This window comes from Cellulomonas wangleii (assembly GCF_018388445.1).
GTDB lineage: Bacteria > Actinomycetota > Actinomycetes > Actinomycetales > Cellulomonadaceae > Cellulomonas > Cellulomonas wangleii.
Map to the genome: position 1 here is coordinate 3,946,886 of NZ_CP074405.1, position 19,367 is coordinate 3,966,252.

Genomic DNA, 19,367 nt, shown 5'->3' on the forward strand with positions numbered 1-19,367 from the left:
CCACGGCGAGGCGGTAGCGCCACCGGGACCAACCTGGACAGCACGCGCAGATCGGGCAGGATGTCCTGCGAGGACAGGGGGTCCCCATGACGTCGGACGGCACCACCACGGGACGCACGACGTGCGCGGTCGTCGGCGGCGGGCCCGCCGGGCTCGTGCTCGGTCTGCTGCTGGCACGCGCCGGGGTCGAGGTGACGGTCCTGGAGAAGCACGCCGACTTCCTGCGTGACTTCCGTGGCGACACCGTGCACCCCTCGACCATGCAGGCGCTGGACGACCTCGGGCTCATCGACCGGTTCCTCGCGCTGCCGCACTCCCGTGTCGAGGGCATCACGCTGCCCGACCCCGCGGGCGGGGACCCCGTGCGCGTCGTCGACTTCACGCGCCTGCGCGTGCCGTACCCGTACATCGCGATGGTCCCGCAGTGGGACCTGCTCGACCTCGTCGCGGACGCCGGCGCCGCCGAGCCGACGTTCACGCTGCTGCGCGAGCACGAGGTGACGGACGTCGTGCGCACCGGCGGGCGCGTCACCGGCGTGCGCTACCGCACCCCGCAGGGCGAGGGGACGCTGCACGCCGACCTCGTCGTGGCGTGCGACGGCCGCTGGTCGGTGGTCCGCCGGGCGGTCGGTCTGCCCGTGCGGGCGTTCCCCGTCCCGTTCGACGTCTGGTGGTTCAAGGTCCCGACGAGCCGACCCGTGGGCGGTGCGCTCGTGCCGCGGATCCACCCCGGCCGCGCGCTCGTGACCATCCCGCGCGAGGGCTACCTGCAGATGGCGTACCTCGGGCCCAAGGGGACGGACGCCGCGCTGCGGGCCCGTGGGATCGAGGCGTTCCGCGCCGAGGTCGCCGAGCTCGTGCCGGAGCTCTCCGACGACGTCGAACGGCTCGCCTCGATGGACGACGTCAAGCACCTCGACGTGCGCCTCGAGCGGCTGCGGCGCTGGTCGGCGCCGGGGGTGCTGTGCCTCGGCGACGCCGCGCACGCCATGTCGCCCATCGGCGGGGTCGGCGTCAACCTCGCGGTGCAGGACGCGATCGCCGCGGCCCGGCTGCTCGCGGGCCCGCTGCGGTCGGGGGAGTTCCGCGGTCCGTTCCCCACGCGCCTGGTCGGGCGGGTCCAGGCCCGCCGGCGGATGCCCACCGCGGTCGTCCAGGGGGTGCAGCGTGCGATGCACGCGCGCGCGATCGGACCGGCGATCGCCGGGCACGACGGCGTCGCACCCGACCGCGGGCCACGGCTCTTCCGCCGGGTCCCCGCGCTCAGCGCGCTGACGGCACGCCTCGTGGGTCTCGGGCCGCGACCCGAGCGGGTGCCGGTGTGGGGACGACGGCCGCGGACGCCGGTGCTCTGACGGTGCCCACCGGTGCCCGCCCGGCGTCAGGCCGGGGTGCCGTCAGCCCGGCTCGCCGTCAGCCCGGGTCGCTGACCGGCTCTCCGTCAGACAGGTTCGTCCGTCAGCCGCGGCGAGGCCGGTGCGGGCGCGGTCGGCCGGCCCACGCTGAAGACCGCGAGCGCGACCTGCGTGCGGCGCAGGCCGAGGCGCCGGCGCAGGCCCGCCACGGCGTGCGGGGAGTCGACGACCTCCGAGTGCGGTGCCACGGCCAGGCCCGCGCGGTGCGCGTGCAGCCACGTGCGCTGCAGCGCGCGCCCGGCCTCGACGACGTCGGCGGGCGGCAGACCGAGCCGTGCGTCGAGCTCCTCGGTGCCGCTGCGCACGCCGGGCGTGCGGGCCACCAGCACGAGGTGCTGCGGACCGGTCAGGGGCTCGTCGGGCGCCGGCGGCGCGGGCAGCGGGCGGGTGCGACCGACGGCCTCGACCGCGCGGCCGGCGATGCCCGCCGCGGTGAGCGCGGCGTCGTGCAGCGCCGGGCGGCGCGTCAGCGGCGCGGCGAGCCGCGCCAGGGGTGACGGCAGCAGCAGCATGCGGTCCGTCATGCCGTCGCGGGCGTAGCGCGGGTGGGCGGGGCTCAGGCGCAGCCAGCGCACGAGCTCGGCCGCGACCGCACGCCGCGAGGCCGTCCACGCTCCGCCGAGCCGCACCAGGTGCCGCATCGCCGCGTCGTCCACCTGGAGCAGCGCGAGCCCCGCGGGCAGCGGGGGGACGTCGGTGCGCAGGTCGGGGGCCGGGTCCAGGTGACCGCGGTGCGTGCGCCGGCCGCGGACGTCGGCCGGGGTGAAGGGCGTCGGGTACGGCGCCGCCTGCGGGTGCAGCACCAGGACGGGCGCCCCCGGGTCGGCCGGGCCGCGCACGGGCAGGTCCGCGAGGCGGTCGAGCCGGTCGGTCGGCTCCACGTGCACCCCCCGGCCGTCGGCGGCCGCCGCGATCGCGAACGACTCGACCCACGCGCCGAGCGAGAGCAGCAGGTCGCGGAACGACGGGTCGCCCGCGGCCAGCACCCGGTCGGGGACCACCGCGACCTCGACGGTGCCGGCCACGACGCGCGGCGACCACGGCTGCGTGTTGTGCGCGGACGGCGCACGTCCGGCGACGCGCACCCAGCGGTGCAGGTCGTCGTCCGTGACCGGCGGCGCGGGGGTGGCGCCGGCGGGGGTCGTGCCGTCGGGGGTGGCGCCGGCGGGGGTGGCGCCGGCGGGGGTGCCGGCGCGCGAGGTCGAGGTCATCGGGTCTCCTTCGGCGCCGGACCGGCGGTCGTCGTGCCGGTGGCGACCGGCCTGCGGTAGAACGTCACGCCGTGCAGCGGCCGGCCGCCGAACCGCTGGAACTGGCGGGCCGAGGCGGGGTTGTCGCGGCCGACGAACGTCGAGCGCAGGCGCCCGTACCCGCCCCGCGCGAGGTGCGCCTGCAGCGTGCGGGACAGCAGCGTCAGCACCCCCTGGCCCTGACGGTCGGGCTCGGTGCCCTGGATGACCAGGACCGCGTCGCGCCGGTACCGGTGCCGGGTCGCCAGCAGCCGCAGCTGCTGCAGCGGGCCCAGCCGCCCGCCCACGCGCTGCAGGAACGCCGTGATGTCGGGCACCACCAGCACGAACGCGACCAGCTCACCCGTCGTGGCATCACGGGCCAGCAGCAGCAGGTCCTCGTCGACCAGGTGGCCCAGCCCGTCGGTCGCGAACGCCATCTCCGCGTCCGTGATGGGCGTGTAGTACGGCAGCGCTGCGAAGGACCGGTTGAGCACCGCGAGAACCTCGGGCACCAGCCGTCCCACCTGCGAGCGCCGGCCGCGCTCGAGGCGCAGCCCGGCCGCCACCCACTCCGCCTCCGACGGCATCCCGTCGCGCGCCGCCGCGGCCACGTCGACCGCCCACGTGTCCGCCTCGCCCCAGCGCTCGAAACCCAGCGCCTCGTACGTCGCCGGCACGTGCGCGGGGTTCCACGGGGAGTCCACGAACCCGCGGGCAGCGAACCCCGAGGTGATGACCCCGCCCGACTGGTTGGGCAGCAGCGAGACGGGCCCGAAGAGCTGGGTGCGGCCGGTCGCACGGTCCTCGAGCGCGCGCACGAGCGCGGCCGCCGCGGGCGCGTCGGCGAACTCGGTGGCGCCGAACAGCAGCGACGGCGCGCCCAGGCGGGCGTCGAGGCGCGCGTCGGTGTGGACGGTCGTGCGTCCGACCGCCCGTCCTGCGCCGTCGCGCACCAGCAGCAGCTCGACCGGCTCGGGGTGCGGGGACGTGCCGCGCCACCACGCCCGCACCGTCGAGGCGAGCAGCGGCACCGCCAGCTCGCGCGGGTGCAACCGCAGCGGCAGGTCGACGAAGTCGCGCAGGTCGGCGCGCGAGGTGACCGGCTCCACGCGCAGGCCGCTCACGCGGCACCCCCGGAGGCGTCGGCGGCGACGTGCACGCGGATGTACCCGCCGGTGCCGTGCCGGCGGTCCCGGGTGATCCACGTCATGAGCCGCCGGTGCGCGGGCAGCCGGGCGAACAGCAGGAGCGCGTCGCGGTCGGTGAAGAACGCGATCGTCCCCAGCGTGAACGGCGGCTCCCAGTAGACCCGGTGCCACACGTGCCCGCGCATGCGGCGCATCGCCGCGACCATGGGGTACCACTCGCGCGACAGCACCGCCCACGAGTGCGGACCGCGGTAGCGGGTGGCGCCGAGGAACATCGCCCCGCCGCGCGCCGGGGTGCAGGCCGCCCGGGCGTCCCCGTCCCCCCGGTGCTCGCCCCGTCGGTCCGGGGGGTCGTCGGCGGTGCGCGCGGCCCGTCGCGGCGGCGCCGGTGCCACGGCCGGCGGGGTGCGCCCGCGCGACGCCTCGCTGCTCAGCGCCGTGAACCGCTCGATGTGCGCCATGGTGTCGCCCTCGGCCCGCCACACGCCGTTGGTGTAGCCCTCGGGCTCGGCGCGGAACACGCGCGCGCGGTCCTGCACCGGGTCCGCTCCGGCCGCGAACGCGTCGGCGTGCGCGGGCGTGGCGAAGCAGACGACGAGCCCGCGCACGCGCCGGCCGTCGGCGTCGCGCGCCCGCACGCCGGCGGTCCACACGTGACCGGCCGCCGAGCGGGCCGCGCGTCGTGCACGACCGACCCAGCGCAGGTCCCCGCCGGGGCGCTCGACGACGGCCAGCGCCTGCGCGCGGGCCTGCACCGGCGCCCGGGAGAAGTCGCGCGAGCGCATCAGGCGCGGGCCGGGGGTGTCGGGTGCGCCGCCGTCGGGTGCGCCGTCGTGGCGTCCCGGTCGCCCGCGTCGACCAGGTAGACGTTCTTGATCTTCGTCTGCCCGCCGACGAACGGGCCGGTGCCGTGGTCGTGCACGTGGACGCGCAGGTCGGCGGCCGTCGGGTCCTCCTCGAGGGACTGCGCCACGTCCCGGGACACCGAGGCGAGGTGGTCGAGGACCCCCGCGGCCGCCCGTGTCGCGAGGTCCGCACGGGCCGCGTCGTCCAGGTCGGCGTCCGCCCGCAGCTGCAGGTGGATCGCGGGGCGCTGCTCGTGCTCCCCGACGTCGACCAGCGCGAGCTTGAACGACTCGATCGCGGCGGCGTGCGGGTTGTGGAGGTACAGGCCGTTCTCGACGTCCAGCGGGTAGAGGTGGGCGCCCATGTAGGACACCGTCGAGTCCTTGCGCCCGTAGAGCAGCAGGAACGGCAGCCGCATCCGCTGGATCGCGTGGGCGCGCTCGAACCCGAACGCCAGGCGGTCACGCGCCGGCTCGGGCAGCTCCGCGATGGCGGCCTTGAGCCGGTCGAAGGTGACGATCCGCGCCTCGTCGCCGATGTCGTACCGCAGCTTGGGGCTCATGATGTCGGCCGAGTTCAGCGTGACGAGCAGCCGGCCGTCCGGGGTGGTCTCCATGTACGTCTCGAGCGGGTTGTACTGGAAGACCATGGGCGTGCGGGTCTCGTCCGGGCCCAGCACGGCGTCGCGCAGCGGCCCGCCCGCGGCCAGCGTGCGACGCACCCACACCGCCAGGTCGCTCTCCCCCGCCATGCCGATGGTCAGGTCGGACGCGCCGTACCCGGAGTACACGCGGCCGAAGCGGTCCTCGAGGTAGTCGCGCAGCCCCTCGGTGAGCGCCTCCCCGCCGACGAACCCGTTGAGGTCGTACGCGTCCCAGTCGAACCCGTCGGCGTCCAGCCGGTCGCGCAGGTGCTTGAGGAACGGCGGGTACGCGCAGACCAGGTACGTGTACCCGGGGCCGAAGTGCCGCAGGGTGTCGACGATCTTGTCGATGTCGGGGCCGGTGTTCTTCACCATCGCGATGCGCGACATCGCGATGCCCGTGTTGGTGCCCGTGGCCCAGGCGCCCATCGAGAACGCGTTGATCGCGAACAGCCGGCGTGTGCCGAACAGCGACGTCACGTACCCCGCGACGTTCTTGTGCACGGTCGCCAGCTCGCGGCGTGACCGCATCCAGTTGTACGGCGTGCCCGACGACCCGCTGGACTCGTCGACCACCGTGCCGACGGTCTCGATCAGGCCGTCCCAGCACCGCAGGTCCTCGGGGTACCGGTCGACGTACCCGTGCTTGGACGTCGGACGGTAGGCGGTCAGGTCCCACCACCGGAACCGGAACCCGCCCTCCTCGACGTGGTGCCGGTACGCCGGGACGTCCAGGTACGCGTGCTGGCAGATCATCCACGCGTTGAGCCGCGCGAACCGCTCCATGGCCGGGTGGTAGTTGCGGGCGGTGAACCGCCACAGCGCGGGGTGCAGCCGGTACAGGCGGTACGCGGCGGTCACGAACCAGGTGGCCAGCCGCAGGGCGGCCTGCCGCACGGCGCTCGTCAGCGGGGCCGGGGAGGTCACGCCGGGCACCCTACAAGCCGGGTCGGACGCCGGGGAGTGCGCGTCGTCGCAGGTCGCGCGCGTGGCGGGTGAAGTTCACCGGGCCCTGCGCGGTCCGGCCGCACCCGGGCGGTCAGCCGCCGAACGGCAGCACGGGGCGCCCGGGCACGTCGACCCGGACCCGGAACAGCGCACCGGCCGCCGGCTCCGGGTCGTCCAGGTTCTCCCGCGACGTCGTCACGTACAGGTCGCGCAGGTCGGGTCCGCCCAGGGTGCACGCCGTGACCAGCCGCACCGGCAGCTCCACCTCGGCGAGCGTGCGCCCGTCCGGGGAGACGCAGCGCACACGACCGTCCCCGTTGAGCGCGACCCACACGTTGCCCGCGGAGTCGACGACCAGCCCGTCGGGGCTCTCGTCGGTCCCGGTGACGAACGGGCGGCGGTTCGTCAGGCGCCCGTCGACGACGTCGAACACGTCGGTCCGGCCCGTCGCGGTGTCGTCGTAGTAGGCCAGGGTGCCGTCGGGCGAGAAGTCGATCCCGTTGGAGATCGTCACGTCGTCCAGCACGACCTCCACCTGCCCGTCCGGCGTGATCCGGTAGAGCGTCGCGCCGCCGGGCCGCGCGTCGTACGCCATCGACCCCGCGTACAGCACGCCCCACGGGTCGCAGCCGGCCTCGTTCATCCGCACGCCGGTGTCCGACCACAGCTCCGGCTGCGGCACCGGCAGACCGTCGGGTGCGTCCGCCAGGGCGATGCCGCGCTCCAGCCCCACCACGTACCCGCCGCGGCTGCGCGGCCGCACGAACGCGGCGACGTCGCCCACGTGCAGACGATCCACGGACCCGTCGTCCCGCAGGGTCAGCAGGTCGCCCGCCAGCATGTCCACCCAGCGCAGCCCGCCCCAGGTGGGCGACCAGCACGGCCCCTCCCCGTGGTAGGCGACGGCGTCGGTGACCTGCTCTGCTCGCAGCAACGGTGCTCCTCGGGACGGGGACGGCGGTGCGTCCGAGCCTCGCGCGCCCGCGAGCAGGACGCACGTCGGCACGCGGGCAGCCCGTACGATCCCGCTCCATGAGAGCAACGAGGCTCGTCCTGCCCGGGGCCGCGCTCGGCGCCGTCGCCGCGCTCGCCCTCGGCGGCTGCACGGCCACCGCCGACCCGGGCCCCACGCCGTCGCCCAGCTCCACCACGCCGGAGGCCGCCGCGCCGGACGTCGCGCTGCGCGACCTGCCCCGCGACGGCCTGGCGATCGGTGTGGCCGTCGCCGGCGGCGGCCACCTCGCCGCGTCGGGCTACCCCGACCCGTTCGGCAGCGACGACGCCTACCGCGCGGTGATCGCCGAGCAGTTCTCGTCCCTGACGCACGAGAACCAGCTCAAGTGGGAGTTCCTGCGCCCCACGCGCGACGAGTTCCGGTTCGAGGGCGCCGACGCGGTGATCGACTTCGCCGAGGAGAACGGGCAGCAGGTGCGCGGCCACACCCTGCTGTGGCACTCGCAGAACCCGCGCTGGCTGACCACCGGCACGTTCACGGACGACGAGCTGCGCGCCCTCCTGCAGGAGCACATCACCACGGTCGTCGGCCGGTACGCGGGCCGGATCGTGCACTGGGACGTCGCCAACGAGATCTTCGACGACGACGGCGTGCTGCGCACCGAGCAGAACCCGTTCCTCGCGCGGTTCGGCACCGCGATCGTCGCGGACGCGCTGCGCTGGGCGCACGAGGCCGACCCCGACGCCGTGCTGTACCTCAACGACTTCAACGTCGAGGCGGTCGGACCCAAGTCCGACGCGTACCTCGCGCTCGCGCAGGAGCTGCTGGCGGCCGGTGCCCCGCTGCACGGGTTCGGCGTGCAGGGGCACCTGTCCACGCAGTACCCGTTCCCCGACGACCTCGAGACGAACCTGCGCCGGTTCACCGACCTCGGTCTGGAGGTCGCGATCACCGAGCTCGACGTCCGCGTCCCCGTGGACGCGGACGGTCGCGCCGAGCCGGACGACGTCGCCACGCAGGTCGACTACTACGGGCGTGCGGTCGCCGCGTGCGTCGCCGTCGAGCGCTGCACGTCCCTGACGCTGTGGGGCGTCACGGACCGCTACTCGTGGGTCCCCAGCTGGTCGCCGGGCGAGGGTGCCGCCACCGTCCTGGACGAGGACCTCGCGGTGAAGCCCGCGTTCGAGGCGGTGGCCGACGCGCTGCGGGCCTCGACGCCCTGACCGGGGACGCCGGGGTCGGGGGCGACGGGATCGGGGACGCCGGGGTCGGGGACGCCGGGGTCGGGGACGCCGGGGTCGGGGGCGCGGTCCGGGACGACGCGGCCGAGGGCGACCACAGCGGCTGAGCCCGTCAGCGTCCCGCCGCCTCCCGCGCCGCCTGCTCGATGCGCCCGCGGAACGCCGCCCACTCGTCCGCCGTGCGGTCCGGGACGTTCGGGTCCCCCGCGACCAGGCCCGTGGCGCCGTCGAGCTGCTCGCGCAGCACGTCGGCGTGCCCCGCGTGCCGGGCGACCTCGCCGACCAGGTGCACCAGGACCTCGTGGAGCGTCGCCCGGGGCTCGGACCACCACGGCACCTCGCCGACGGCGTCGAGCGGCAGCGCCTCGACGGTCGCGTCCGCGTGCTCCGCGGAGTGCCGCCACACGTCGAGGATCGCCTCGCGGCTCTCGTCCGCCGTGGCCCAGAGGTCCGCGTCGCGCTCGGCGGTCTCGGCGGACCAGGGCAGCTCGAGCGGGCTCGGGCGACCGAAGACCAGGCCGAGGTACTCGACCTGCACGCTCGCGACGTGCTTGACCAGGCCCAGCAGGTTGGTGCCGGTGCCCGTCAGGGGCCGCCGGACGTCGTACTCGTCGAGCCCGTCGAGCTTGCCGACGAGGCCGTCGCGCTGGCGGCGCAGCACGCGGTGCAGCGTGGCCTTCGGGTCGGTGTCCATGGCACCGACGATGCCACCGGGGACCGACACCCGGGCCGCCCGCCGGCCGCAGTGGCCACGCCGCGCACTATCGGAGCGCCCACCGAAACGTGAAGCGTTTACGTGCGTTGACGGGCCCATCGGGTGGTCGAAGAGTGGGGCGTCCGCCGACCGGCTCGCTGACGACCCGGCCATCGGCTCATCAAGGAGGAACGATGACCCCCCCACCCCAGCTCCGACGCGGGCGCCCCCTGGTCGCACGCGGCGCCTCCGCCATCGCGATCGTCGCGCTCGCGGTGACGGCCGCCGCGGCCATCCCGGCGCAGGCCGCCGGCTCGACGCTCCAGGAGGCCGCCGCCCAGAGCGGCCGCTACTTCGGCACCGCGATCGCCGCGAACAAGCTCAGCGACTCGACCTACGTGACCATCGCGAACCGTGAGTTCAACATGATCACGGCCGAGAACGAGATGAAGATGGACGCGACGGAGCCGAACCAGAACCAGTTCAACTACAGCCAGGGCGACCGGATCCTCAACTGGGCCAAGCAGAACGGCAAGCAGGTCCGCGGGCACGCGCTCGCGTGGTACTCCCAGCAGCCGGAGTGGATGAAGCGCATGGAGGGCTCCGCGCTGCGCAGCGCGATGGTCAACCACGTCACCCAGGTGGCGACGCACTACAAGGGTCAGATCTACGCCTGGGACGTCGTGAACGAGGCGTTCGCCGACGGCAGCTCCGGCGGACGCCGCGACTCCAACCTGGAGCGCACCGGCAGCGACTGGATCGAGGTGGCCTTCCGCGCCGCGCGCGCCGCCGACCCGGCCGCGATCCTCTGCTACAACGACTACAACATCGACGACTGGTCGCACGCCAAGACCCAGGGCGTCTACCGGATGGTCCGTGACTTCAAGCAGCGCGGCGTCCCGATCGACTGCGTCGGCCTGCAGTCGCACTTCAACCCGCAGAGCCCGGTCCCGGCCAACTACCAGACGACGATCGAGAGCTTCGCCGCCCTCGGCGTCGACGTGCAGATCACCGAGCTCGACATCGAGGGCTCCGGCTCGGCGCAGGCCGAGAACTTCCGCAAGGTGACCCAGGCCTGCCTCAACGTCGCCCGCTGCACCGGCATCACGGTGTGGGGCGTGCGTGACACGGACTCGTGGCGCGCCTCGGGCACCCCGCTGCTGTTCGACGGCAACGGCAACAAGAAGCAGGCGTACACCTCGGTGCTCAACACGCTGAACGCGGCGAGCCCGACCACGCCGCCGCCCACCACGCCGCCGCCGACGACCCCGCCGCCGGTGACGCCCCCGCCCACGACCCCGCCGCCCACCACGCCGCCGCCGACGACCCCGCCGCCGACGACCCCGCCGCCGGTGACGGGCAGCTGCTCCGCCGCACTGACCATCGCCAACGCGTGGCCCGGTGGCTACCAGGGCACGGTCACGGTGACGGCCGGCTCGTCGTCCCTCAACGGGTGGCGGGTGACCCTGCCGGGTGGCGTCTCCACGAACAACGTGTGGAACGGCGTGGTCTCCGGCAACGTCGTGAGCAACGCGCCCTACAACGGCTCCGTCGGGGCCGGGCAGTCGACGACCTTCGGGTTCATCGGGAACGGCAACGCCCCGTCGCCGACCTCCCTCACCTGCTCCTGAGCTGAACCCCGGCCGGTGGCCGGGACATGACGGCGGCGCCGCACCTTCGGGTGCGGCGCCGCTGTCGCGCGTGCGGCCGTGTCGCGTTGTCGAAGGGCCTTGGCAGAGATGCCCGACGGCGCGACAGTGGTGAGATGTCCGTCGCGCCGCTTCCCGCCCGGTTCACCGGAGAGGTGCTCGTCCCCGGTTCTGCCGGGTACGACGCCGCGCGCACGGTGTGGAACGGTGCCGTCGACCGCCGGCCCGCGTACGTCGTACGGTGCGCCGACCCGGACGACGTCCGCACGGCCGTCCGCGTGGCGCGCGACCTCGGGCTGCCGCTGGGCGTGCGGGGCGGCGGCCACAGCGCCGCCGGCCACGCGGTGCCCGACGGCGGGCTGATGATCGACCTGGCGGGGATGCGGGGCGTCGTCGTGGACCCGGGGGCCCGCACCGCGCAGGTGCAGGGCGGGGCCCTCCTCGGGGCGCTGGACGCGGCGGCGCAGCCGTACGGCCTGGCGACGACCGCCGGCATCGTCTCCCACACGGGGATCGGCGGCCTGGCGCTGGGCGGGGGTGTCGGCTGGCTCGCCCGCATGCACGGCCTGACCTGCGACAACGCCCTGGGGTACGAGGTGGTGACCGCCGACGGCGACCTCGTTCGCGCCACCGCCGAGGAGCACCCGGAGCTGTTCTGGGCGCTGCGCGGGGGCGGCGGCAACTTCGGCGTCGTCACACGCTTCGACCTGACGCTGCACGACGTCGGCACGCAGGCGCTCGCCGCGGAGGTCGACCTCGACCCGGCGGCAGCGCTCGACGCGCTGGGGACGTGGCTGGCGCTCGCGCAGGTCGCGCCCCGGTCCGTCACCCACACCGCCACGGTGCGCGCCGGTGGCCTGCTCACCCTCGGGTTCGTGCGGGTGGGCCCACCCGCCGACGCCGAGCCGTGGCTGGCCCGGCTCGACGGGCTCGGGCCCAGCTTGGCTCGGCGGGTGACGCCGTCGAGCTACGTGGACCTGCAACGGCGCTCCGACGTCCACACGTCGTTCGGCCGGCGCCGGTACATGAAGAGCCACTACGTGCGCGACCTGCCGGACGCCGGGCTCGAGGCGTTCCTGGCCCATGCCGAGGCGGAGGTGGGCGCGGCGGACCTCGTCGCCTACGGCGGTGCGATCGCGGAGATCGACCCGGGCGCGACGGCCTTCGCGCACCGCGACGCGTGGTTCGAGTACGGCGCGGGCGCCCAGTGGCAGGACCCGGCCGACGACCAGCACCGCGTCGCGACCTGCCGGCGGCTCGCCGCGACGATCGAGCCGTGGAGCGTCGGCGCGTACGTGAACGCGCTCGGCGCCGAGGGTGCCGGCGGCGTGCGACGGGCGTACGACGCGGCGACGTTCGCGCGGCTGCAGGAGGTCAAGACGGCCTGGGACCCGCACAACGTCTTCCACCACAACCAGAACATCCCGCCCCTGGGCGCCTGAGCACGAGCCGCCGGCCGGCGCCCGTCCGCCGCACGACGACGGCCTCGTACCATCGACGCGTGCCACCCCGTTCCCCCCTCCCGGCACGCCACGGCCTCGACGCGGCCCGCCTGTGCACCCCGCCCCCCGCCCGCGGCGTCCCCGCGGCGTGGCCCACGATGGGCGCCTGGCTGCGTCACCGGCTGCCCACGCACGTCGACGTCGCCGGGATGCTCGCCGCGGGCGAGTTCGTCGACGAGGACGGGCGCGCGCTGCGGGACGACGACCCGTTCGTCCCCGCGCGGCACGTGTGGTTCCACCGCGTCCTGCGCGAGGAGCCCGTGGTCCCCGGGACGATCCACGTGGTGCACCGCGACGAGCGGCTCGTGGTCGTCGACAAGCCACCGTTCCTGTCGACCATCCCCCGCGGGCGGCACATCGTGCAGAGCGTGGTCGTGCGGCTGCGCGCGGAGCTGGACCTGCCGGAGCTCTCGCCGCTGCACCGCCTCGACCGCAACACCTCCGGGCTGCTCATGCTCGCCACCGAGCGTCGCTGGCGCGGGGCGTACCAGACGGCGTTCGAGCGCCGCGCCATCGACAAGACGTACCGCGCCCTCGCGCCGCTGCGTGCCGACCTCGAGCTGCCGACGGTGGTGCGGAACCACCTGCGCAAGGTGCGCGGGACCACGCACGCCGAGGTGGTCCCCGACGCCCCGGTCAACGCGCTGACGCACGTCGAGCTGGAGCGCGAGGTCGACGGGCTCGGGGTCTACCGGCTGACACCGCTCACGGGCCGCACCCACCAGCTCCGCCTGCATCTCTCGGGCCTGGGGATCCCGATCGTCGGCGACCCGCTCTACCCGGTGGAGCGCGAGATCGACCTCGACGACTTCCGCGAGCCCTTGCAGCTGCTGGCCGCCGAGGTCCGGTTCACCGACCCGGTGGACGGGCAGCGGCGGGAGTTCCGCGCCGTGCGGGAGCTGCCGCTGACGGCCGAGACCGGCGACGCGCAGCCGGAGGCCTGACGCCGCGCGCCCCTCGACGTCGCGGCCCCGGCATCCCCCGGTGGGTCTGCGGCGTCCCCGCACCCGGGCGGCCTCGTCGGCGTCCCGGACCGACGAAGCGTTTCGGGCAGTGCGCCGGCAAGCGCTGTCTGCGACGGTCGGTCGTGGCCGGTGTGATCGTTCCCAGGCAGGCGACCGGGGCGCCGGCGGGCGACGGCACCGAGGAGAGACCCGTGACCACTGCTCCCTGGCACGCACGCCTGCGTCGCCGCGTCACCCCGGTCGCCGTCGCCCTGGTCGCGCTGCTGGCCGGCGGGACGGCGACGGCGGGCACAGCGCAGGGCGCTGCCGGGTGCCGCGTCGACTGGACCGTGACGTCGCAGTGGCCGGGCGGGTTCACCGCCGACGTCACCGTGGCCAACCTCGGCGACGCCCTGGACGGCTGGCGCCTGGCATGGACGTTCCCGTCGGGCCAGCGCGTGACCCAGGCCTGGAACGCGACCACCACGGCGACCGGGGACCAGGTCGTCGCGACGAACGCGCCGTACAACGCCGCCCTCGCGACCGGCCGGTCCGTGTCGTTCGGGTTCCTCGGCTCCTGGGCCGGCAGCAACCCGGCGCCCACGGCGTTCACGCTGAACGGCGTCCCCTGCACGGGTCAGGTCGGCACGTCGCCCACGCCGACCCTCGACCCCTCGCCGTCGCCCACCGTCGCACCGACGCCCACCACGCCGTCACCCACGCCGACGACGTCGCCGCGTCCGAGCCCGTCGGCGCAGCCCGCCGACGCGATGGCGACCGTCGCCGCCATGCAGCCCGGCTGGAACCTCGGCAACACCCTCGACGCGATCCCGGACGAGACCGCCTGGGGCAACCCGCTGACGACGCGCGAGCTGCTGCACCACGTCCGCTCGGAGGGGTACAACAGCATCCGCATCCCCGTGACGTGGACCGACCACGTCGGCCCGGCGCCCGACCACACGATCGACCCGGCGTGGCTCGCACGGGTCGAGCAGATCGTGGACTGGTCCCTCGACGAGGGCTTCTACGTGATGCTCAACCTGCACCACGACTCCTGGCAGTGGGCCGACGACTACCCGACGGACCGCGAGGCCGTCCTCACCCGGTACCGCGCGCTGTGGGACCAGATCGCCGTGACGTTCCGCGACCGCTCCTCGCGGCTCGCCCTCGAGAGCCTCAACGAGCCCCAGTTCGCCGGCGTCACGGACGAGCAGGGCGACGTCCTCGTCCAGGAGCTCAACACCGACTTCGTCGAGCGGGTGCGGGCGACCGGTGGCGGCAACGCCACCCGGCTGCTGGTGCTGCCGACCCTCCACACGAGCAGCGAGCAGCCCCGGCTCGACGCGCTGGCCGCCACGATCGACCGGCTCGACGACCCGAACCTCGCCGCGACCGTGCACTTCTACGGGTGGTGGCCGTTCAGCGTGAACATCGCCGGCGGCACCCGCTACAGCACCGAGGTCGAGCAGGACCTGGTCAGCTCGTTCGACCGGGTGACCGACACGTTCGTCGAGCGCGGGGTCCCGGTCGTGATCGGCGAGTGGGCCCTGCTGGCGTGGGACCACACACGCCCCGGGATCATCGAGCGCGGCGAGTTCCTCAAGTACCTGGAGGCCGTCGGGCACCACGCCCGGACCCGCGGGCTGACGACGATGGTGTGGGACGCCGGGCAGTTCCTCGACCGCAACGCGCTGACCTGGCGTGACGAGGGCGTGCACGCCATGATGCGCGCGAGCTGGACGCAGCGGTCCGGGACGGCGTCGTCGGACGAGCTGTACCTGCCGGGCGGCGGCCCGGTCACCGCGAGGTCGCTCACCCTCAACCCGAACGGGACGACGTTCCAGGGGCTCTGGCACGACGGCACCGAGCTGGTGCGCGGCACCGACTACACGCTCGACGGCGAGCGCCTCACCCTGTCGGCCCCCGCGCTGACCCGCCTGGCCGGCGAGCGGCGGTACGGCGTCGCGGCGACGCTCGAGGTGCGCTTCTCCCAGGGCGTGCCGTGGGAGATCCACGTCGTCACCGCCGACACCCCGGTCCTGGCCGCCGCGACGGGCACGACCGCGTCGTTCGCGATCCCGGCGGAGCTCCGCGGGGACCGGCTGGCCACCATGGAGGCCCGCTACGCCGACGGCTCCAACGCCGGGCCGCCGTCGTGGACGTCGTACAAGGAGTTCTGGAGCTCCTTCCGGCCCGACCCCGCGACCGGGACGATCCTGCTGACCCCGGAGTTCTTCGCCGAGGTCCACGACGGCACCGTGACGCTGACGTTCCACTTCTGGAGCGGCGCCCAGGTCACCTACACGGTCACGAGGACCGGGACGTCGGTGGTCGGCACCCCGTCGTGAGCGCGGCGGGCGCGCCGTACGCCGGTGGGCGGGCGGTGGCGGTGCCCTCGACCGGGCCGACGTGCACGCCCTGCGGGACGGCGGGGACCCCGACACCCCCGCACCGGGCCGTCCGCGCCGGAGGGATGGGAGTGGGTCACGGGCATCCACGAGTGGCAGGCGGAGCGGCTGGGTCGCTGACCCGGCCGCACCGCCCGCACCCGTCGCGGATCAGGTGCCGCAGACCTCGTCCGGCGCGACGACGACGTCGACCCGCCCACCACCGGGTCCGAAGGTCACGCACCGCTCCTCCTCGACCGCGCCCGTCGAGTCCACGCTGCGGTAGCCGAGCGTCTGCCGGTCGGCGCGCTTGAGCCGGAACGGACCGTCGTAGGCGGTCCACGCACCGCCGTCGACCCGGTACTCGGTGCGGGCGAGGGTGGCGGGTGCCGTGACCTGGGCGTCGAGCGTCACGGTGACCCAGTTGGTGCCCTGGTAGGACAGCGTCGTCGCGGGCGGCACGGACGGCTCGGGCTCGGGCTCGGCGATCCCCTGCGGCCAGCTCACCAGCAGCTCGTCGCCGGCGTCGGTGACCTCCTCGACGGTGATCGTGTTGATCGAGAAGGCGTTCCCGCCCCCGCCGCCACGGACGCCGATGTTGCCGATCAGGCCGTCGGCCGGCTGCGACCCGTCGAGGGTGATCTCGCTGACCAGCGTGTAGCTGCCCATGTTGACCATGCCGCTGTTGAAGTACGCGGGCAGCTGCGTGGCGACCTGGTCGGCCGCGTACGGGTGGGCGTTGACCAGCGCGCCGTCGGCCGTCGTGTAGCCGCCGTTGCTGTTGTCCTTCAGCCACCGCACGCGGATCGCCGTGGTGCCCTTGGCCGTGTAGTTCACGGCGATGCGGTACGTGGCGCCGGGCTCGGGACGGAAGGCCACCTCGCCGTCGTCGGTGGTGGACCAGGGCCACGCAGAGGCGTCGTCGCCCAGAACGATGTTCGCGCCGCTCCACGAGTCGCCGGCCGACGTGTCGAACACGTGCACGCCGGGCACGGGTGCCGGCTCCTCGCCGCCGGACGTGTCGATGTAGTCGTGGGTCGCCAGGAACTCGTCCGGGTACAGGATGCCGAGCAGCGCGAGCTTGGCGTTGCCGTCGTAGTCGTAGGGCATGGCGAACTCGCCGCCCTTCCAGCCGGTGCGCACGTCACGGACGCCCGCCAGCTTCACGGCGGCGACGACCTTCGGGTTGTCCGTCGTGTTGCCCGGGCCGGCGGCGTGGTCCCGGTACACCTGGAACAGCTCGGCGTACTTCATGCCCTGGTTGTTCTCGTTCTCGGGCGTCAGCTCGCCCGGCGGCAGGGCGATGTCCATCTCCGTGACGTGGACCTCGACGTTCCCCAGCGTCGCGAACAGCTCGATGTTCTGCTCGACGGCCGCCACGTCGGTCGCCAGGTTGTAGTGCCCCTGCATGCCGATGACCTCGATGAGCGGCTTGCCGCCCGGACGGGTCCCCGCGTGGCGCTCGTTGATCTCCTTGACCATCTCGAAGACCACGCGCGCCTTCGCCGGGGAGTCCAGGCCGAAGTCGTTGTACGTGAGCTTCACGTCCCAGCCGTGGGCGTCGACGACCTCGGCCGCCTTGACGAACGCGAGCTCCACCCAGTCGGCGCCCAGCGCCTGGTACCAGCCCTCGCCCTTGGCCAGCGAGGCGCGCCAGTCGGCGGGGTCCGCGGTGCCGACGGCCTCGTTGACCACGTCGATCGCGACCAGCCGGCTGCCGAAGTGCCCGAGGACGTTCTCGATGTGGGTGTTCAGGTTGTCCAGCGCCACCGTGCGGTCGAACGTGCCCGGCTGGTCGAACCGGGCCGGCGGCGCGTCCCACATCCACGTGGGCGTCTGGGAGTGCCACGCCAGGGTGTGGCCGTAGAGGTCGAGGTCGGGGTTGCGCGACGTGTAGCGGGCGAACGCCGCCTCGGCCGCGTCGTACGTGAACACGCCCTTGTCGCGCTGCGTGCTCTCGGGCTTCATCTCGTTGCCCGGGGTGTAGGAGGCGTAGTTGTACAGCAGGCCCTCGATCTCACCGGCGCCGAAGATGCCGAACGAGAAGTGGTCCGCGTAGACGTCCTTCATCGGCGGGTAGTGCTCGAAGGTCCGGCCCGCCGGGGGCAGGGTCGGCTCGGCGGCCGCGACCGCCGGCTGGGCCGGGCCCAGCGCCGCGAGCGCGAGCAGTCCCGCGAGGGCGCCGGCGAGGACGGGCCGGGCCGGGCCCCTCGCGGCGCGGGAGGCCCGTGACGCGGCCACCCCTCCGATCGTGCCGCCGTCCGGTCGCGCATCCGACATGGGATCCCCTCCAGGCACTCCCGCGGCGCGTCGTTGCGCCGGGGCTCGGTGTGGCAAACGTTCTCCATCGAGAACGTGCCCGAACCTAGCCGCCGTGACGCGGGGGCTGTCAAGGGTCGCGTGACGGCGCGGTCGTGGTCAGTGCGCGTCGGGAACGGTCACCGACCGCCCGTGCGCAGCCCTGCCGCGGCGCAGATGCCGAGCAGGCCCGCCACGGCCGCCGGCCAGAAGGCGTGCGCCAGGGACCCCGCGAGCGCACCGCTCGCCGCCGCCCCCGCGGAGAGTCCCAGCACGAGCGCCGTGGCCAGCAGCGACATCGTCGACGCGACCAGCCGCGGCGGCGCGACGCGCTCGGCACGCGCGTAGCCGCTGACCAGCAACGTCCCCGCGCCGACGCCGAGGACGAGCGCGCACGCCGCCGCACCCCACGCGCCAGGGAGCGTGGCCAGGCCCACGGCACCGACCAGCACCGCGACACCACCGACGGCCACCCGCGCCGCGAGGCTCCCGCGACCGACCAGCCGCGAGAGGAACAGGCTCGCGATCGCGCTGCCGATCCCGGCGCAGGCGTAGACCACACCGGTCAGCTCCTCGGTGCCGCGCGCGGCGTTCACGGCCGTGAGCCCGGTCTGCGTCGAGCCGAACGCGGCGCCGACCGCCAGGGCGGCGAGCATCGGCGCGACGAGCGGACGCAGGTCGAGCCGCGCGCCGTCGTGCTCGGTACCCGCGACCGGTGCGGTGCGGCGGGGCCAGATGGCCCGGTCGGTCCACAGGTACGCCGCGAAGGCACCCTGCCCCACGACGGCGAACCCGACCAGGACCCACAGCGCGGGCACCGGCCCCAGCAGCGCCACGAGCAGGCCGGCGGCCACGGGCCCGATGACGAACCCGAGCTCGTCGGCGGCCACCTCGTACCCCAGCGCGCGGCGGACGAGGTCGAGGCGTCCGTCGCGCCGCGCCAGGTGCGACCACCGCGAGCGCGCGATGGACCCGACCTGCGGGTTCGCAGCACCGACCACCGCCGCGCACAGCAGCAGCGCCCACGTGCCGACGTCCCGCGAGGTGACGGCGAGCACCGCCAGCAGGCCGGCCACCTGCACCGCCGTCGCGACCGCGACGACAGGGAGCGGCCCCCACCGGTCGACGCTGCGCCCGACGAGCGGGGCACCGACGGCCGTGCCGATGCCGAGGGCCGCGACCGTCGCACCGCCGAGCCCGACGCCGAGACCGGAGGAGGCCACGAACATCAGCAGACCCAGCTGGATCATCGACGAGGGGATCCGCCCGACGAGGGCGGTCACGAGGAAGGGCAGGCCGCCGGCGGCGGGCAGCGAGGTGCGGGCGGCGGGCGCGCGCGTGAGGGACTCCGCGCGCGTGGGCGCGAGCTGGGACGTCAAGGTGGGTGCTCCAGGGTGCGTCGAGTACCCGCGCGCCCCACCCCACACACGGAAGACTGCCCCTGATCTGGTCCCAGGATACGCGA

14 protein-coding genes are annotated in these 19,367 nt (G+C 74.8%); 6 read left to right on the forward strand and 8 right to left on the reverse strand.

Features of this window, described 5'->3' with window-relative positions:
- Window positions 1-86 precede the first annotated feature (86 nt).
- Window positions 87-1,355, forward strand: coding sequence for an FAD-dependent oxidoreductase (locus KG103_RS18075; protein WP_207339953.1), 1,269 nt, complete (start codon window positions 87-89; stop codon window positions 1,353-1,355).
- Between the two features lie 86 nt (window positions 1,356-1,441).
- Here KG103_RS18075 and KG103_RS18080 read toward each other — a convergent pair whose 3' ends face one another.
- From KG103_RS18080 to KG103_RS18100, 5 genes are all read right to left on the reverse strand, one after another.
- The gene (locus KG103_RS18080) at window positions 1,442-2,626 is read right to left on the reverse strand and encodes a nitroreductase family protein (protein ID WP_207339954.1); all 1,185 of its coding nucleotides are present in this window, start codon (window positions 2,624-2,626) and stop codon (window positions 1,442-1,444) included.
- Complete coding sequence (locus KG103_RS18085) at window positions 2,623-3,771, reverse strand: hypothetical protein (protein ID WP_207339955.1); 1,149 nt, start codon at window positions 3,769-3,771, stop codon at window positions 2,623-2,625. Before KG103_RS18085 ends, KG103_RS18080 begins: the two co-directional genes overlap by 4 nt.
- Window positions 3,768-4,580, reverse strand: coding sequence for a hypothetical protein (locus KG103_RS18090; RefSeq protein WP_207339956.1), 813 nt, complete (start codon window positions 4,578-4,580; stop codon window positions 3,768-3,770). The genes KG103_RS18085 and KG103_RS18090 overlap by 4 nt, the downstream gene beginning before the upstream one ends.
- Window positions 4,580-6,211: a phenylacetate--CoA ligase family protein gene (locus KG103_RS18095; protein ID WP_249670663.1), complete on the reverse strand. Its 1,632-nt coding sequence runs from the start codon at window positions 6,209-6,211 to the stop codon at window positions 4,580-4,582. Before KG103_RS18095 ends, KG103_RS18090 begins: the two co-directional genes overlap by 1 nt.
- A 112-nt stretch (window positions 6,212-6,323) precedes the next feature.
- Window positions 6,324-7,166 (reverse strand): SMP-30/gluconolactonase/LRE family protein, encoded by an 843-nt coding sequence (locus KG103_RS18100; protein ID WP_243656292.1) that lies wholly within the window; start codon window positions 7,164-7,166, stop codon window positions 6,324-6,326.
- A 98-nt stretch (window positions 7,167-7,264) separates the two neighbouring features.
- Here KG103_RS18100 and KG103_RS18105 point away from each other — a divergent pair, with 98 nt between their 5' ends.
- Window positions 7,265-8,410, forward strand: a complete 1,146-nt coding sequence (locus tag KG103_RS18105; protein WP_207339958.1) for an endo-1,4-beta-xylanase — start codon at window positions 7,265-7,267, stop codon at window positions 8,408-8,410.
- A 130-nt stretch (window positions 8,411-8,540) separates the two neighbouring features.
- Here the strand turns inward: KG103_RS18105 and KG103_RS18110 are convergent, their stop codons facing one another.
- On the reverse strand, window positions 8,541-9,122 hold the full coding sequence (locus tag KG103_RS18110) for a DinB family protein (RefSeq protein WP_207339959.1): 582 nt from the start codon (window positions 9,120-9,122) through the stop codon (window positions 8,541-8,543).
- Between the two features lie 194 nt (window positions 9,123-9,316).
- Between KG103_RS18110 and KG103_RS18115 the strand changes: the two genes are divergently transcribed.
- The 4 genes from KG103_RS18115 (at window position 9,317) to KG103_RS18130 (ending at window position 15,565) form a co-directional block, all read left to right on the forward strand.
- Window positions 9,317-10,753 (forward strand): endo-1,4-beta-xylanase, encoded by a 1,437-nt coding sequence (locus KG103_RS18115; RefSeq protein WP_207339960.1) that lies wholly within the window; start codon window positions 9,317-9,319, stop codon window positions 10,751-10,753.
- A 134-nt stretch (window positions 10,754-10,887) separates the two neighbouring features.
- Window positions 10,888-12,213 carry an FAD-binding oxidoreductase gene (locus tag KG103_RS18120; protein ID WP_207339961.1) on the forward strand — a complete coding sequence of 442 codons (1,326 nt, stop codon included), beginning with the start codon at window positions 10,888-10,890 and terminating at the stop codon, window positions 12,211-12,213.
- Between the two features lie 59 nt (window positions 12,214-12,272).
- On the forward strand, window positions 12,273-13,217 hold the full coding sequence (locus tag KG103_RS18125; protein WP_207339962.1) for a pseudouridine synthase: 945 nt from the start codon (window positions 12,273-12,275) through the stop codon (window positions 13,215-13,217).
- Window positions 13,218-13,429: 212 nt separating this feature from the next.
- Complete coding sequence (locus KG103_RS18130; protein WP_207339963.1) at window positions 13,430-15,565, forward strand: cellulase family glycosylhydrolase; 2,136 nt, start codon at window positions 13,430-13,432, stop codon at window positions 15,563-15,565.
- A 210-nt stretch (window positions 15,566-15,775) separates the two neighbouring features.
- Here the strand turns inward: KG103_RS18130 and KG103_RS18135 are convergent, their stop codons facing one another.
- A complete protein-coding gene (locus KG103_RS18135; RefSeq protein WP_207339964.1) occupies window positions 15,776-17,845 on the reverse strand; it encodes an endo-1,4-beta-xylanase in 2,070 nt (689 codons plus the stop codon).
- A 197-nt stretch (window positions 17,846-18,042) separates the two neighbouring features.
- Window positions 18,043-19,281 (reverse strand): MFS transporter, encoded by a 1,239-nt coding sequence (locus KG103_RS18140; RefSeq protein ID WP_207339965.1) that lies wholly within the window; start codon window positions 19,279-19,281, stop codon window positions 18,043-18,045.
- Between the last annotated feature and the right edge of the window lie 86 nt (window positions 19,282-19,367).